Annotated in this window: 11 protein-coding genes; 5 read left to right on the top strand and 6 right to left on the bottom strand. The window is 58.1% G+C overall.

The genetic code is table 11. The annotated features are described in order from the left end of the window. Positions 1 to 57: 57 nt before the first annotated feature. The 3 genes from eno to U1140_RS00670 all read right to left on the bottom strand — a co-directional run bounded on the left by eno (position 58) and on the right by U1140_RS00670 (position 2,954). A complete protein-coding gene (gene eno, locus U1140_RS00680; protein WP_369845511.1) occupies positions 58 to 1,335 on the bottom strand; it encodes a phosphopyruvate hydratase in 1,278 nt (425 codons plus the stop codon). A 107-nt stretch (positions 1,336 to 1,442) separates the two neighbouring features. Next, the gene (locus tag U1140_RS00675) at positions 1,443 to 2,246 is read right to left on the bottom strand and encodes a lytic transglycosylase domain-containing protein (protein ID WP_369845510.1); all 804 of its coding nucleotides are present in this window, start codon (positions 2,244 to 2,246) and stop codon (positions 1,443 to 1,445) included. Further along, entirely contained in the window at positions 2,247 to 2,954 is a 708-nt protein-coding gene (locus tag U1140_RS00670; protein ID WP_369845509.1) for a MazG nucleotide pyrophosphohydrolase domain-containing protein, read from the bottom strand. It lies immediately after the preceding gene. Positions 2,955 to 3,035: 81 nt separating this feature from the next. Here U1140_RS00670 and U1140_RS00665 point away from each other — a divergent pair, with 81 nt between their 5' ends. From U1140_RS00665 to U1140_RS00650, 4 genes are all read left to right on the top strand, one after another. Beyond that, positions 3,036 to 4,610 carry an amino acid permease gene (locus U1140_RS00665; RefSeq protein WP_369845508.1) on the top strand — a complete coding sequence of 525 codons (1,575 nt, stop codon included), beginning with the start codon at positions 3,036 to 3,038 and terminating at the stop codon, positions 4,608 to 4,610. Between the two features lie 142 nt (positions 4,611 to 4,752). Then, positions 4,753 to 5,793: a quinolinate synthase NadA gene (gene nadA, locus U1140_RS00660; protein ID WP_369845507.1), complete on the top strand. Its 1,041-nt coding sequence runs from the start codon at positions 4,753 to 4,755 to the stop codon at positions 5,791 to 5,793. Further along, on the top strand, positions 5,794 to 6,708 hold the full coding sequence (gene nadC, locus U1140_RS00655; RefSeq protein ID WP_369845506.1) for a carboxylating nicotinate-nucleotide diphosphorylase: 915 nt from the start codon (positions 5,794 to 5,796) through the stop codon (positions 6,706 to 6,708). Next, positions 6,708 to 8,627 (top strand): FAD/NAD(P)-binding protein, encoded by a 1,920-nt coding sequence (locus U1140_RS00650; RefSeq protein WP_369845505.1) that lies wholly within the window; start codon positions 6,708 to 6,710, stop codon positions 8,625 to 8,627. The genes nadC and U1140_RS00650 overlap by 1 nt, the downstream gene beginning before the upstream one ends. Here U1140_RS00650 and U1140_RS00645 read toward each other — a convergent pair. The 3 genes from U1140_RS00645 to mfd form a co-directional block, all read right to left on the bottom strand. Next, positions 8,593 to 9,168 carry a TetR/AcrR family transcriptional regulator gene (locus tag U1140_RS00645; RefSeq protein ID WP_369845504.1) on the bottom strand — a complete coding sequence of 192 codons (576 nt, stop codon included), beginning with the start codon at positions 9,166 to 9,168 and terminating at the stop codon, positions 8,593 to 8,595. The genes U1140_RS00650 and U1140_RS00645 overlap by 35 nt on opposite strands. A 318-nt stretch (positions 9,169 to 9,486) precedes the next feature. Next, positions 9,487 to 10,167 (bottom strand): DNA-3-methyladenine glycosylase, encoded by a 681-nt coding sequence (locus U1140_RS00640; RefSeq protein ID WP_369845503.1) that lies wholly within the window; start codon positions 10,165 to 10,167, stop codon positions 9,487 to 9,489. 96 nt (positions 10,168 to 10,263) lie between these two features. Beyond that, complete coding sequence (mfd, locus tag U1140_RS00635) at positions 10,264 to 13,992, bottom strand: transcription-repair coupling factor (protein ID WP_369845653.1); 3,729 nt, start codon at positions 13,990 to 13,992, stop codon at positions 10,264 to 10,266. A gap of 236 nt (positions 13,993 to 14,228) precedes the next feature. On the opposite strand from mfd, the gene U1140_RS00630 reads away from it, so the two are divergent. Next, the gene (locus tag U1140_RS00630) at positions 14,229 to 15,632 is read left to right on the top strand and encodes an MFS transporter (protein WP_369845502.1); all 1,404 of its coding nucleotides are present in this window, start codon (positions 14,229 to 14,231) and stop codon (positions 15,630 to 15,632) included. The last annotated feature ends 11 nt before the right edge of the window (positions 15,633 to 15,643 follow it).

The raw sequence follows: 15,643 nt of genomic DNA, 5'->3' as shown, positions 1-15,643 counted from the left end.
CCTAGTGCGCGCTACAACCGATGGCGCACTCACTGCTCGTGCACCATAGATTAGCCCTTAGCCCTGAAAACGTGGAAACGCATCACGGCCGGCGTAGCGTGCGGCAGCATCGAGTTCTTCTTCGATGCGCAACAGGCGGTTGTATTTTGCAACGCGCTCCGAACGTGCTGGTGCACCGGTCTTGATCTGGCCGCAGGACAATGCCACTGCCAAATCAGCGATGGTGGTGTCTTCGGTTTCACCGGAACGGTGCGACATCATCGTGCGGTAACCGTTGCGGTGTGCCAGTTCGACAGCATCGAAAGTCTCGGTCAGAGTACCGATCTGGTTCACCTTGACCAACAGGGCGTTGGCGGCACCTTTCTCGATTCCTTCACGCAGACGCTGCGGGTTGGTGACGAAAAAATCATCGCCGACGATCTGGACTTTATCGCCAATTTCGCGAGTCAAGTTAACGTAGCCGTCCCAGTCGTTTTCATCCAATGGGTCTTCGATGGACACGATTGGGTACTCGTTGATCAGCTCAGCATAAACCTGCGCCATTTCTTCGCCGCTGAGCTCGGAGCCTTCGAATTTATAGGAACCAGACTCATAGAATTCCGACGACGCCACGTCAAGTGCCAAGGCGATGTCTTTACCCGGCTCATAACCGGCTTTCTTGATGGCTTCGACGATGACATCCAGTGCAGCGCGGGTGGATTCCACCGACGGCGCGAAGCCACCTTCATCACCCAATCCCGTCGACAAGCCACGCTCTTTCAGCACAGCCTTGAGCGCGTGATAGACCTCAGCGCCTTGCTGCAGAGCCTCAGCGAAGCTGGTGGCCGACAATGGGGCGATCATGAATTCCTGCACGTCCACACCGGAATCAGCGTGTGCACCGCCGTTAAGAATGTTCATCATCGGCACCGGCAGTACGTGGGCGTTCGGTCCGCCGATGTAGCGGTACAGCGGCAACGCAGCAGAATCCGCTGCGGCTTTCGCTACCGCCATAGACACGCCAAGAATCGCGTTCGCGCCGAGTTTAGATTTGTTTTCGGTGCCATCAAGTGCCAGCATTTCGGCATCGATCAGGCGCTGATCATCAGCCACCAGGCCCGCCAATTCGTCGGCAATGACCTCATTGACGTTGTCGACGGCTTGCAACACGCCTTTGCCCAAATAACGCTTTCCACCATCACGCAGCTCGTGGGCTTCGTGCTCACCAGTGGAAGCACCGGATGGGACCCCGGCGCGGCCGTGCGCACCATCGTCCAAAACGACTTCGGCTTCCACCGTTGGGTTGCCTCGCGAATCCAAGATCTCGCGAGCGAAAACGTGCATGATATCAGCCACTGGCTGGGCCTCCTCAGAGAATTATGCGCATTCTTGCGCCATGTCAGGTGCAGTCAACACTGCTAATTGTTCCAGATTTTATCTTGCGCTGTAACACGCACCCCGGATTAGCGGGAGGCGGGCTGGTCAATGGCGTAGGAATTCGCGGCATCGCGGACCTTGCGCACGTAATCGTTGGAATGGTTATACGACAATATCGCTTCGGTCCAGGCTTGCGGATCATGCAAATTTCGGCCACCATCGCACAGCAGTTTCGCCGACGCCAGGGCGGCATCGTCGATATTTTGCGGATCCGGGTAGCCATCCCCGGACGCGTCCGAGCCGTAGCGGTGCCACGATTGCGGGATGAACTGCATCGGGCCGACCGCACGGTCGTAGACGTCGTCATTGTCGAATTCACCGCCGTCGGTATCCGGAATATGCACGGTGTTGTTCGTGCCATCCAGGGGGATGCCGATGATCGGCGGTTCTACCCTGCCATCGTCGCCAATCGAGGGGCGATCAAACCAGTTTCCGGCATAGCTGCCATGCCGGGTTTCTACCCACCCGATGCCCGCGAGCGTCGTCCAGTCCAGGTTGCATTCCGGCCACGAGTCACGGGCAATCAGCTCGGCATTCCCATACGCACGCAGCGCTTGGCCTGGGATACCGGTGTCGTCGGCAAGCCCATCAGACCAGTACGTCAGCTTGTCTGCGGTGCGGCCTTCTGCGTGCACGTCGATCGATGGCACCTCGCGTCCGGCTGCTGGCGGTACATTGTCCGGCACCGGTTGTAGCTGCCGAGTCACTGACGGCCCGTCGACAAACGAGAGCAACCACAGCACCGCAGAGATAATCAGAATGATCCCGAGCACAGACGCGCAGCCGACTTTCACGCAACCCGCAGGGCTGCGGCGTGATGAATAACTCATCTAGAACGCCGACCCGGTGTTTTCGTTCCCGGCGTTTTCGTTTCCAGCATCGTTGTCACGACTGGCAGCGGCATCGCGGGCCGCCTTTTCCGTGCGTTTACCCGCAGCCCACAAACGATCTTGTTCTTCTTGCGCTACCACCCCGGTGGTGCCGTCGAAAAGATAGGGCGCACGCGAACGCATCTTCGCGATAAAACTCGCTGCGATATCATCCAGCGAAAATGCTTGACGACGTCGTCCCAGCTCCGCATGAAACAGCAACTGCAGCAAAACGTCGCCAAGCTCACGCACTAACTTGCCTTCGTCAATCCCCGCGGTGGTTTCGGCCGCTTCGATGACCTCGGAAAGCTCGGCTACTTCTTCGCGCAGATACGGCAGAAGAGTTTTATGCGTCTGCAACAATTCAAACTCACCGATATCGCGGGCACGGCGCATCACCTGCCGGGCGATATGCATCTGATCATCTCTCGAGCGCGCACTGATGATGCGCTCACCAGCATCTAGACGCTCGAGTACGCGCTTGTCGGCCTCATTCGTGCTCACCAAAAGTCCCTGGCCAGACGGGTCAGTTCCGCTAATGATGTCAGCAAAATTCCAGCGCACCGACACCGGAACTTCCTCGGTATAACTCACTGGCCCAAACACGCCGCTGAGGACTTCTAACGGGATTTGCTCGGGCCAACGAGGATCAAGAAGCAGAACAGTCATGGGCACAATCCTATAAGCAACAGCAGCTGTAATCCCCACCCGCCTTTCCCACTCAGGCTTTTCCACGGTAGTTTTACCAACATGCACAGCGAGCCTCATGCCTCCTCCCCTGCCGCCGGTGGCACCAGCACCCCGGCCGGCGCAACAGCCCACGCTGCGGCTGTAGATTCTGCTGGCCCACAGGCAGGCGAAAAATCCAAGCACACCGTGACCATGTGGTCGCTGGTGGCGTTGATCATTGGCTCCTGCGTCGGTGCTGGGATCTTCTCGCTCCCGCAAAATATCGCCTCGGTCGCCGCCCCCGGCGCGATGCTGATCGGTTGGGCGATCGCCGGGGTGGGAATGCTCTCGGTCGCCTTTGTCTTCCAAATTCTGGCCCAGCGTAAGCCGCATCTAGATTCCGGCGTGTATTCCTACGTGCGCGCCGGGCTGGGCGATTTTATTGGTTTCGCCTCGGGCTGGGGCTATTGGCTAGGTTCTGTGATCGCGCAGGTCGGTTATGCGACGCTGTTTTTCAATACCGTCGGCCACTACATTCCGCTGTTCCACGAATCGAACCGCTGGGCGTCGTTTATCTCGGTGAGCTTGCTGACGTGGGTGATTTTCGCGTTACTCAGCCGCGGAGTAAAGCAGGCCGCGATCATGAACACGGTGGTCACCGTCGCCAAGCTGGTGCCGATTCTGGCGTTTATTGTGTTGCTGTTGTTCTTCGGCTTCAGCTGGGATACCTTCACCCTGGATTTTTGGGGCCGTGAATCCAGCGAGGGCTCGGTTTTTGAACAAGTCCAAGGCATCATGCTGTTTACCGTGTGGGTTTTCATCGGCGTAGAAGGCGCGTCGGTCTATTCGAAACAAGCCCGGCAGCGTACCGACGTCGGACGCGCCACCGTGCTGGGTTTTGTTTCTGTGTTGGTGCTGTTGGTCTCCGTGGCGACGTTGTCTTTCGGTGTGTTGAGCAAAGAAGAACTCGCCGCGCTGCCAGATAACTCCATGGCCGCGGTGCTGGAAGCCGCGATTGGCCCGGTCGGCGGATTGTTGATCTCGATCGGTCTGTGCATCTCTGTGCTGGGTGCCTATGTTTCCTGGCAGATGTTGTGTGCCGAACCGTTGACGATGATGGCTCTCGACGGCCTGCTGCCGAAGCGCACGGGCGCAATCAATAAGGCCGGCGCCCCGTGGATGGCCCAGCTGATTTCTACCTCGGTGATTCAATTCGCAGTCATCGTGTTCTTCCTGAACGAAACCGCGTATATCTCCATGGTGCAGCTGGCCACCGTGATGTACCTGCTGCCGTATATCTTCTCCTCGCTCTACCTGTTGCTGCTGGCTCTACGCGGCAAAGGCATCACGCACCCGCACGCGGGGACACGGTTTGACCTGTCCGGGCCAAAAATTTCCCCGCGCGAAAATCGACGGCACTTGGCCGTGGCGGTGGTAGCTTTTGTCTATTCCATCTGGCTAATTTATGCCGCGGATCCGGTTTATATTCTCTTCGGTGCCCTCGCTGTGGTTCCAGGAATCATCCCGTACGTCTTAACGCGTATCTCGCGACGAGAGAAGCTTTTCAACGGTTTTGAGTGGTCAATTGTCGTACTCGTGCTGGTAGCTGCGGCCTTCGCGGCTGTTGGTTTGGCCCAAGGCTCACTGCAGCTCTAGTCTGCTGCCTAATATTCGCCAGCTATAGCTTGCTAACATTCGCCAGCTGTAGCTTGGCCTTAGCTGGTAGTTCACTGCAGATTTTTAGTACGGTAATGACACCGTCGATTCCTGTGACTATCACCAATTCTTGGGAGCTTTTGTGACTCTTACCAACGCGGATCTCACGCGTTCTACTGCCGACGCTGCGACCACCACTTCAACCACCACGTCGAACGCTGATTCCGCTCGCTGGGCCGAGCGGGTACGCGCGCTAGCAGAGCAACGCAACGCAGTGATTTTGGCCCACAACTACCAGATCCCCGAAATTCAAGATATTGCCCACCACACCGGCGATTCCCTGGCACTATCACGCCAAGCTGCCGAAACCGACGCCGATATCATCGTCTTTTGCGGTGTGCATTTCATGGCCGAATCCGCGAAGATCCTCTCGCCAGACAAAAAAGTTCTCATCCCCGATGCCCGCGCCGGATGCTCGCTGGCAGATTCGATTACCGCCGAGCAATTGCGCGAATGGAAGGCCGAGCACCCTGACGCGCTGGTGGTCAGCTACGTCAACACCACCGCTGAGGTCAAAGCGCTGACCGACGTGTGCTGCACCTCTTCAAACGCGGTTGATGTGGTCAATTCACTGCCCGCGGACCAAGAAATCCTATTTTGCCCCGACCAGTTCCTCGGAGCGTATGTCAAGCGTGAGACCGGCCGCGAGAACATCCGGATTTGGGCTGGTGAATGCCACGTGCACGCCGGCATCAGCGCCGAGCAATTAACTCAGCAAACGCAGGATAACCCTACAGCGGATCTGTACATCCACCCAGAATGTGGTTGCGCGAACTCCGCGCTCTACCTGGCCAACGAAGGTCTGGTGCCAGAAGAGCGCGTGCACATGCTCTCCACCGGGCAGATGATTACCCAGGCACAAAAACAAGAAAAGAACACAGTGCTGGTTGCCACCGAAACCGGCATGCTGCACCAGCTCAACCAGGCTGCTCCAGACATTAATTTCCAGGCCGTCAACGATCGCGCCGAGTGCAGATTCATGAAAATGATCACCCCAGAAGCGCTCGAACGCTGCCTGGAAACCGAAACCGATGAGGTTACCGTCCCGAAAAACATTGCGGATGCCGCGCGTAAATCGCTCGAAGCAATGATCTCGATCGGCAACCCCGGTGGTGCCGAATAAATGACTCAATTGCAGCTGCCCGATTGTTCTGCGCTGATCGCCACCGCCCTCGACGAGGATTTCGCTTACGGCCCCGATCACACCTCAATCGCTACGGTGCCCGCCGCTGCTCGCTGCAGCGCCGATCTTAATGCGCGTGAGGACGGCACCATCGCCGGGCTGGGATTGCTCGAGGCGGTGCTCAATGCCACCGCGCAGCGTCTGCGCCGCCTAGATGTCGAGATCGCCGACGACAACTGTGAGATCACATTCCACAGTGCCGACGGCCAGCAGGTCAGCGCCGGACAAACCCTGGCGACAATTGACGCGAATACTCGCGTGGTTTTAGCTGCCGAGCGCACCATGCTCAATCTGCTTTCGCATACCAGTGCTATCGCCACAGAAACCCATCGCTGGGTAGCTGCGATCGCTACCGAAGCCACGAGAGAATCTGCCCGCAGCCGCGTGCAGGCCGGGGTACGTGATACCCGCAAGACCCTGCCTGGCATGCGCGCGCTGCAAAAATACGCCGTGCGCGCCGGTGGCGGAGTCAACCACCGCATGGGCTTGGGCGATGCCGCGATGATCAAAGACAACCACGTGCTTGCTGCCGGGGGCAGTGTGGCCGAAGCTTTGCGCCGGGTGCGTGCTCACAACCCCGCAATTGCCTGCGAAGTGGAAGTTGATACCCTCGATCAACTCACCGAGGTGCTCCCCTTGCAACCAGATATGGTGTTGCTGGACAACTTTGCGCTTGCGGATGTCCACGCCGCCGTGCAGCGTCGACAAGCACTCAGCCCGGATACCGCGCTGGAGGCATCCGGCGGGCTAACCCTGGAGCGCGCTGGCGCTTACGGCACCTCTGGGGTGGACTATATTGCGGTCGGAGCACTGACGCATTCGGTGCGCGTATTCGACATCGGATTGGATTTTTAATGCAGCGCATGCACATCGCCATCGTTGGGGCAGGACCGCGCGGAATCTCAGTCATTGAGCGTGTGGGGTCGTATCTTCGCGCAGCAACTTCTCCGCAGCCAGTGACCATCCACCTCATCGATGATTCTCAAATCGGTGCCGGCCGTGTGTGGGATACCACCCAAACCCGCACGCTATGCATGAATACCCTGGCCGATGCCGTGACACTTTTCACCGAACCCGGAGCTAGCGTCAACTCCCCGGTGGTGGAAGGCCCCACCTTGTTCGAATGGATTCGACTCCTACGCGGCGACGAACTCGACCAGGCAGATGCTGCCAAACAGGACCTGTTTCGTGCTCACCCACCGCGTGCTGACCTGGCTGCTAGCTACCGCGAAGAACTCACCGGAACCGTTGCAGAATCTAATCCTTCACGAGCACTGTACGGCGAATATTTGCGCTGGGTATATCAGGTGAGCATCGATTTGTTGCCGGAATCGGTGCAGGTTGTCGAGCACAATACACGTGCGATTGCCCTGCAGACGCAGCCGGACCATGATGTCATTTCGCTTGCCGACGGCGCCTCCATCACTGCACACGCCACCGTGCTGGCAACCGGTTGGCTGCTCAATGCAGACAACGACGAGCAATACCAATTGCGTGCCGCCGCGCAGTCGCCAGGGCTCACGTGGATCAGCCCAGACAACCCGGTCGAACAACCCCTCGACAAGATCGCAGCAAACGCCCCGGTTTTGGTGCGCGGTTTGGGTATGGGATTTTTCGATGTGATGGCTTTGTGCACCATCGATCGCGGCGGATTTTTCGAGGTCGACCCCACTTCCCGTTCCGGTTTGCGCTACCGTGCGAGCGGCGCAGAGCCGCATTTTGTCGTCACTTCCCGGCGCGGCTATCCATTTTTGCCGAAATCGGACTATGGTGGTCTGCCCCCGAAAGCTGCGATGCCACGGCTGCAGGAGCAATTGCAGGCTGCCGAGAACTGGCAGCGCATTGATTTTTCGGTGGATTTCTTCCCCGCGATTGCCCGCGATGCACTGCAGGCGTTTTATTCCACGCTGGCTCGGGTTCACCCGGATGCTATCGCCACGAGCGTCGAGGAGATCATCGCCGTCATCGATGCCACCCCGGTCTCTGTGCTGCTAAACCCGCAGGGTTTGGCGGGCGCACTGCACCGGCACACCAATCAAGTCTGTGATCTGCAACGGTATCTCCATCCGCAGCCGAATTCGACGGCACAGGTTGCTGAATCCATGGCTGAAGACATCACTGCTGCGTTGGCGGGTGCGGATTCTCCGATCAAAGCCGCGCTGTGGGTTTTTGCTTCCTGCCGCAAATTCGTCGGCATTGCAGGAGCACAAGGCAAGTTTGTCCCGGACTCACAGTCGCCAACGCTGCGCGAAGTCATGGCCTTGGGCCAGATGGTCGGTTCTGGGCCGCCGCTGTTTCGTTCGCAGCAACTGTTAGCGCTTGTCGACGCCGGACTGGTGGAATTTTTAGGAGCGAACCCGCAGTTAGAAATCGGCGCAGAGGAATTCACTCTGACCTGCGGTAGCGGTGTGTCCGCGCGAAGGGCAAGCGCTGCCACTCTGGTCGATGCTTGGTTGCCAAAGCCTGATATCCGCTTCCCTGCTGATCTGTTGAGCCAGTCGTTGTTTGCCTCTGGCCGGATCCGCCCGTTTTCCGTCGATGGGGTTGCGGGACCATCGCCAGAAACCACTATGGAGAATCGTCGTACGGTGCACCCGGATGGCAGCGAGGATGCACGTCTGCACATCATTGGCATCCCGACGCATGCACAAATGCCGGATACCACGATTTCGCCTATGCCCGGGACCGACCCGATCATGCTGCAAGAAACCGATAAAACGGCGCGCAGTTTGTTCGCGATTATTCAGAATTCGCAGACTGTGCCAGGCCTTTGAGCACGAGATGGGTCATCCACCGTTGATGATCCGGCATGATGTCCTGAGCCAGGCTGGTGAGGTGCCGGGAAAGTACGCCGATGGTCATGACGAATCGTCGCGGATGCAGCCCTTCTGCGACAAAGCCATAGTGGGTAGCGCGCTGTAAAAGTTTTTCGATAGGTGCCATATCGCGGTTGCGCACTACCTCGGCGAATTGATCGACGAGTTCTTCACGCTCGGCATACATCGATATTTGCTCGCTTAAAGGCCCGATGCCCTGCTCGACTAATTCCACCACCAAGTCTGTCCAGGTTTCCCATGGGTCGGCTTCCCAGCGTTCGTCGTATTTCGCAATGATCGCGCAGTGCCGGTCATAGCTGTATTGCCCAACAGCCAAAATCAGCGACCAGCGGTCGGGGAAATTGCGGTGGACTGTCGCCACTCCGACGCCGGCAGCTTCGGCAATAGCACGAAATGTCACATCGATGCCGTCTTTTTGGAACAACCGGTGGCAGGCATTGATGATCGCCTCGCGGTTGGCTTGTGCATCAGCGCGCACGTGTCATGCTCCTTTCCGTGTGCTCGAATTAGCAGGTCACTGCGTCAATCTCACTGCGTCAGCGTGGCTGAGTCAACGTGGCTGAGTCGATGTCACTGCGTCAATGCAGCTGCACAGTATTTGGCTTTCTGGGCGCGTAGTTGGATTTTTCTTTAATGCAAGACTACACTGCCCCATTACTGGAACAAAAAACTCTATTTAGTGCTAATTTCGCCGCCCCGGGCATACCATCGGCATGCTCATCACCTAGATCGTGGTTGGTGTGGCGCTGATTATCACCGCAGGACTGCGCAACCAGGCACGGATGCGCAGCGCCAATTAACTCGGCGGGCGCTTCGGGCTAGTAACTGTCTTATCGTGCGGAATCCAAAACCGCAGTGGCGCGTCGACGTTTTTCGAAATGCCGATGCGCGGACCAGCGACCCACTCTGGTTCTTCTGAACGGATATACAGTCGCGGGCGCGGTATTGCCCCTGACCCGGCCTCTGCAACCGTCGGGTCTGCAACCATCGGTTCTGCACCATTGTCTGCAGCGGCGTTGGTGGCAGCAAGTTGGCTATCCTCCCAGTTCTGTGCAACCTGGTCTACCGGGAGATGATTGTGCTCGGTATTAAACCCGAAGGCCTTGCCAATATTTCCCGGCCCAGAGGCCAAACGCGGGAATCCGACATCGCCGCGGCGGCTGCGCGCCTGGCTCTCGCCCGCAATCACGCGCCCGGCACGAAGCAAACATCCCTGTCCGGTACCATCCGGACCACACACCAGGTTGCAACACCGGTGAATGCCATACGAGATATAGACATACATGTGCCCGCCCGGGCCCCATAACGCAGCGTTGCTGGCGGTTTTCCCACGAAAGCTATGGGCTGCTTCGTCCACTCCGTGCAGGTATGCCTCGACCTCGGTAATTTGTATCGCCACCGGGCCAAAAGCCAGGGTCGCCCCCAGCAGCTGCGGTGCTACAACATCCGCATCGTTGTGAAAATTAATCACTGGCATTAGCTAGTCACTTCACCTTTTGCATTTCCAGCTATTCACCCAGCATGTTCACTCAACGTGCTCACTCAGCTTATTCACTCAGAGCGTTCATTCAGCTTATTCGCTCAGTGAAAATACCGAGCCAGTAGTCTTCCCTGCCGGTTTCTGCCCTGGGCGCTTTTTTGAGCGAGATTTTTCCGCCCCAGGTGCCGCAGACTTTTCGTTGCTCTGCGGCGTTTGCCTGCTACGCGCGCCCGAGACATCAACTGCCTCCACATCAAACATCTCAGAGAGAAAATCTGCCAGCCACTGCAGCAATTCCACATCACGCAGCTTCGGATCAGTGACGTTGCCGCGTCCAGCCTTCGGGAATGGCAACTGGATTGCCTTGGCGGCAGCGCGGTAATTCGCGCCGGGGTGGGTGCGTTTCAACCGAACTTGCTTGGAATCCGGCAACTCGACCGGCCCCACCTTGATGCGGGTGCCTTGCACCATAATGTCGGTGACTCCAGCCCGGCGCGCTTGGTGCCGCAAACGGGCAACAGCCAACAAACGCTCGACTTCTTCGGGGATCGGCCCGTAGCGGTCTTCCATTTCTTCGACGACCAACCGCAGGTCTTTGTTGTCCTGCGACGACGCCAACTTCCGGTAGACCTCTAAGCGTAGGCGCTCAGACGCAATGTATTTTTCTGGAATATGCGCATCAACGGGTAGGTCAATGCGAATTTCTTTCGGCGATTGATCAGTGGCGTCGAGGGCTTCACCGCGGGAAAGAGCTTTGAAGGTTTCGACGGCCTCTCCCACCAGGCGAACGTACATGTCAAAACCTACGCCGGCGATATGGCCAGATTGCTGGGCGCCCAGCACATTACCGGCACCGCGCATCTCCAGGTCTTTCATCGCGACTGCCATGCCGGCACCGAGGTCGTTGTTTTGCGCGATCGTCGCCAAGCGGTCATAGCTGGTTTCTGACAGCGTGGCGCCTTGCGGGTACAAGAAATAGGCGTAGCCGCGTTCGCGGGAACGGCCCACGCGCCCACGCAACTGGTGCAACTGCGACAAACCCATTTGGTGCGCATTCTCTACGATCAAGGTATTCGCATTGGCGATGTCCAGGCCGGTTTCCACGATCGTCGTGCACACCAACACGTCGTATTCACGATCCCAGAAACCTTGCACGGTGCGTTCCAGCAGGTCCTCGTTCATTTGGCCGTGGGCCACGACGACGCGGGCTTCGGGAACCAACTCACGGATCTCGCGGGCCTTTTTCTCGATATCGGCGACTTTGTTATGGATCACGAAGGTTTGGCCATCACGCAAGAGCTCGCGGCGGATCGCAGCCGCAACCTGTTTGTCTTCGTAGGCACCGACATACGTCAGGATCGGGTGCCGGTCTTCCGGTGGAGTAAGGATCGTCGACATTTCCCGGATGCCCGCCATCGACATCTCCAGGGTGCGTGGGATTGGAGTCGCAGACATCGTGAGCACATCTACAGATGAACGTAACGCCTTGATGTGTTCTTTGTGCTCCACACCAAAGCGCTGTTCCTCATCCACCACGATGAGCCCCAGATTCTTCCACTGCACACCAGTTTGCAATAAGCGGTGCGTGCCGACGACGATGTCGACGGTACCGCTGGCCAAATCTTTGATCGTCTGCTTGGCTTCTGCGGTCGTGCTAAAACGTGACAGCACGCGCATTTCGACGGGGAAACCAGCCATGCGCTCAGCGAAGGTGTCGTAGTGTTGCTGCGCCAACAGCGTGGTCGGCACCAGCACCGCGACCTGTTTGCCGTCTTGTACAGCTTTGAAGGCTGCACGCACGGCAACCTCGGTTTTGCCATAGCCCACGTCGCCGACAATCACGCGGTCCATCGGCACGGATGATTCCATATCCGCTTTCACCGCTTCGATGGCCAGCATCTGGTCTTCGGTTTCTACGAACGGGAAGTTATCTTCCATCTCTGCTTGCCACGGCGAATCCGGGGCGAACTGATAGCCCGGCGCGGCTTGGCGTTTAGCGTAGAGTTGCACCAGCTCGCCCGCGATTTCGCGCACGGCAGCGCGGGCCTTTTTCTTGGTGTTTTTCCAGTCCGAACCGCCCATTTTCGACAGCGTCGGAGCTTGCCCGCCGGTGTATTTGCTCAGTAAATCGAGCGATTCCATCGGCACCCACAACTGGTCGGCGGGTTGTCCGCGCTTCGAGGCAGCATATTCCAGCACGATATATTCGCGGCGTGAGCTTTCTCCACCGGCATTGATGGTGCGCTCGGCCATCTTGATGAATTTGCCGATGCCGTGGGTTTCATGCACGACGAAGTCGCCTTTTTTCAGCGCCAGTGGATCCACCCGGTTGCGGCGTTTTGCTGGTCGACGCTTCGCCCCGGCGATATCGCCAACCCGGTTACCCGTAAGGTCGGTTTCGGTCACTACCACCAGCGGCAGCGTCGCGCCGTCGTGCTGGTTGCGTACCTTCGGAAAGACCAATCCGGCATGACTGAGAGCCTGGTAAAGAGTAATTTCACCAGAATTTGGTTGCCAGCCTGGTTCAGCGACATGGGCCGAAATTCCGTTTTCACGGAAGCGTTCCGCCATGCGTTTGATAGCACCCGCAGCAGGGGCGATATAGGCGGCGCGTCCCCCTGCCTGACAGTGCGCACGCAATTGCGACATCATGGCTTCGATTTCTTTCGGCTCGCCCTTCGGCTGCGGCCCAGCTTCGAATTCGAGAGGCAACGTCGCTGACTCATCCGCCGCGAACATTCCCGGAGGCGCGAACGTCCACCAGGAGTTGCCACGCTCCCGCGCGATATCTTCGAGTGCCTCTAAGGAGAGGTAATTCGCCGCAGATAGATCAAGCTTGTTGTGGGCAACGGGACCATCCGCCCCCATCGCTGCGGCTTCCCAGCTGGCTGCTAAAAATTCTGCGTCGGTCTCGTGCAGATCTTCTACCCGGCGGCGAACTTTTTCTGGGTCCATGACCAGAACATGTGTGTTATCCGGCACCAGGTCCACCAACGACACCATCGGCGCATCCGTCAGCACCGGAAGCAACGCTTCCATACCTTCCGACGGGATCTTCTCTGAGATTTTGGTCAGCAGTTCCGCGAGCGTCGCGTTCGAGGCGTATTCACGGGCGAGGGATTCTGCGCGCGCCGCCACTGCATCAGTGATTGGTAGTTCGCGGGCTGGGAAAATATCGACTTTGCCAACTTCGATTTCGGAGATCGTGCGCTGGTCTGCGACCGAAAACTGGCGAATATCAGTGATCTCATCGCCCCAGAATTCGATGCGCACGGGATAGTCCAGCGTCGTGGGATAGACATCGACGATGCCGCCGCGCTTAGCAAATTGGCCTTTCTTTGAGACCATATCGACGTGCGAATAAGCACGGAACTCTAGCTCTGAAACCAACTGGTCAAAGTCATATTCTTGTTCTTCAGCCAGGCGGATCGGCTCACGTCCAGCCACCGTCTCCAGCACCGGCTGCGCCAATCCGCGGGCGGGGGTGACGATAACTTGCAACTCGTCTAAACGGTGCAGCACAGCCGCGCGCTTGCCGACGATGTCAGCTCCCGGTGAAAGCCGCTCGTGCGGAAGAGTTTCCCAAGCCGGAAACATCGCGACTTTATCGCCCAGCATCGCCGCAAGTTCTGCAGTAATGTCTTCGGCTTCCCTGCCAGTCGCGGTGAGCACCACTACTGGTGCGTGGTGTGCGAGGGTTCCAATGGCCCAGGGCCGAGCTTGGGTGATTCCGGTGACGTGCAGACTCGGTTCAGCAACGTGATTAATGAGCCCTTTGAGTTTTGGATCGCTGGCAGCAACTTTTAATAGGCCGGCGAGCATATTCACTTCGGGATCATTCTCCTGACTACGACGGCTGGTGATTTACCCCCATATGAAAAAAGCTTCCCCACCAGGACTCGAACCTAGAATGACGGTACCAAAAACCGTAGTGTTGCCGATTACACCATGGGGAAACGTTAGCTTCACCGCTGTGCGGATTGCCAACGGCTTGCAACTTTACACAATAGTGCCACGAATACACAAACCGCAGTGTGCTCTTCCATTAGCCTGAAAGCATGAGTCCAGACTCCCCAGATTCCGCGCCGCAAGAGTCCGCAGGCAACGCTATCGATGCAGATGATTCTGCAACCTCGGCAGCACGCGTTGAGCGCACCAACGGACGGCTCATCGCCACCGCCAATGGCCTGCAAAATGTCGGTGATCAAACCGCCTCGGCCAAAACCGTACTGCCCTGGCTGCTTACCGCCGCCGGGGTGCCAGCGTTCTTTTTCGGTTTGTTGGTGCCGGTTCGTGAATCTTTAGCGATGCTCCCGCAAGCTCCACTGCGCCGTTGGGTGACAGCACACCGTCGTTCGCGCAAACGAGTCTGGATTATCGGGTCGGCGGGACAAGCCGTCTGTGCAGGACTGATGGCTCTCGCTGCCCTAACGCTTAGCGGAAGCGCGCTCGGCATCGCCGTCGTCGTACTGCTGGCGCTGCTCGCAACCTTCCGCTCGCTGTCGTCGTTATCCGGCAAAGACGTCATGGGCCGGGCAATCTCGAAGGGGCGGCGCGGAGCTGTCACAGGCTTGGCGACGACACTCGCTGGCAGTGTCACCATCATCGTCGGCATCGTGTTGTTGTTCCTGCCTGCCCCCATGCCGATCTGGGTCGGAGCGATTCTCCTCGCCACTGGTGCGTTAGCTTGGGCCCTGGCGGCGGTGGTCTTTGCACGCGTGGATGAGCATCTCCACGCAGCCCCGAAGCGCACCAACAGTGTCCCGAATGCCAACGCACAAAGCTCTAGTGCACAGCCTCCTCATACGCCGAACTCTGCGTGGTACACCGATACCTGGAACTTACTGCGCGATGACGAACTATTCCGCCGCTTCGTCCTCGTGCGCTCATTGCTGTTGGTCTCTGCACTTTCCACTGCGTTTATCGTCGCCGCCAGCGCGCAAGCCACCAGTGCGCAGGCAGAGGGTGCCACAGCCGCCACCGCAAATTCTGGTTTCGCCGATCTTGCTCCATTTGTGCTCGTTTCTGGTTTATCTGCGCTGCTGGCAGGCAGGGTTTCGGGGATCTGGTCGGACCGCTCATCCAAAAACGTGATGGCTGCTGCCGCCGGAGCATCGTCGGTCGTGCTGTTGATACTGGTTTTGAGTGCGCTCACGGCGCCACACTGGTGGAATACGGTCGCGTTTCCGCTGGGGTTTTTCTTGGTCTCCCTTGCCCACGCCGCGGTCCGGGTCGCGCGATCAACGTACTTGGTGGATATGGCCGAAGATGATCAACGCACCCGCTATACCGGCGCAGCAAACACCATCATGGGTGTGATCTTGTTGCTAGTCGGTGCGTTGTCATCAGTGATCGCCATTCAGGGGCCACTGTGGGCGTTAGTCTTTTTGGCAGTCATCGGGCTGGGCGGCGTTTGGGCAGCTCGAAGCCTTCCGGAAGTCTCCGAGCCGCACCGGCGCTAGTTCACTCGCCA

The organism is Corynebacterium drakensteinense (assembly GCF_041224285.1).
Lineage (GTDB): Bacteria > Actinomycetota > Actinomycetes > Mycobacteriales > Mycobacteriaceae > Corynebacterium.
This window is presented reverse-complemented; position numbering and strand designations above follow the sequence as displayed.

Excerpts from the sequence above, each read along its gene's own strand:
- U1140_RS00670 (WP_369845509.1), bottom strand. The coding sequence starts at position 2,954 with ATGACTGTTCTGCTTCTTGATCCTCGTTGGCCCGAGCAAATCCCGTTA.
- U1140_RS00675 (WP_369845510.1), bottom strand. The coding sequence starts at position 2,246 with ATGAGTTATTCATCACGCCGCAGCCCTGCGGGTTGCGTGAAAGTCGGC.
- U1140_RS00665 (WP_369845508.1), top strand. The coding sequence starts at position 3,036 with ATGCACAGCGAGCCTCATGCCTCCTCCCCTGCCGCCGGTGGCACCAGC.
- nadC (WP_369845506.1), top strand. The coding sequence starts at position 5,794 with ATGACTCAATTGCAGCTGCCCGATTGTTCTGCGCTGATCGCCACCGCC.
- mfd (WP_369845653.1), bottom strand. The coding sequence starts at position 13,992 with ATGCTCGCCGGCCTATTAAAAGTTGCTGCCAGCGATCCAAAACTCAAA.
- U1140_RS00650 (WP_369845505.1), top strand. The coding sequence starts at position 6,708 with ATGCAGCGCATGCACATCGCCATCGTTGGGGCAGGACCGCGCGGAATC.
- U1140_RS00640 (WP_369845503.1), bottom strand. The coding sequence starts at position 10,167 with ATGCCAGTGATTAATTTTCACAACGATGCGGATGTTGTAGCACCGCAG.
- U1140_RS00630 (WP_369845502.1), top strand. The coding sequence starts at position 14,229 with ATGAGTCCAGACTCCCCAGATTCCGCGCCGCAAGAGTCCGCAGGCAAC.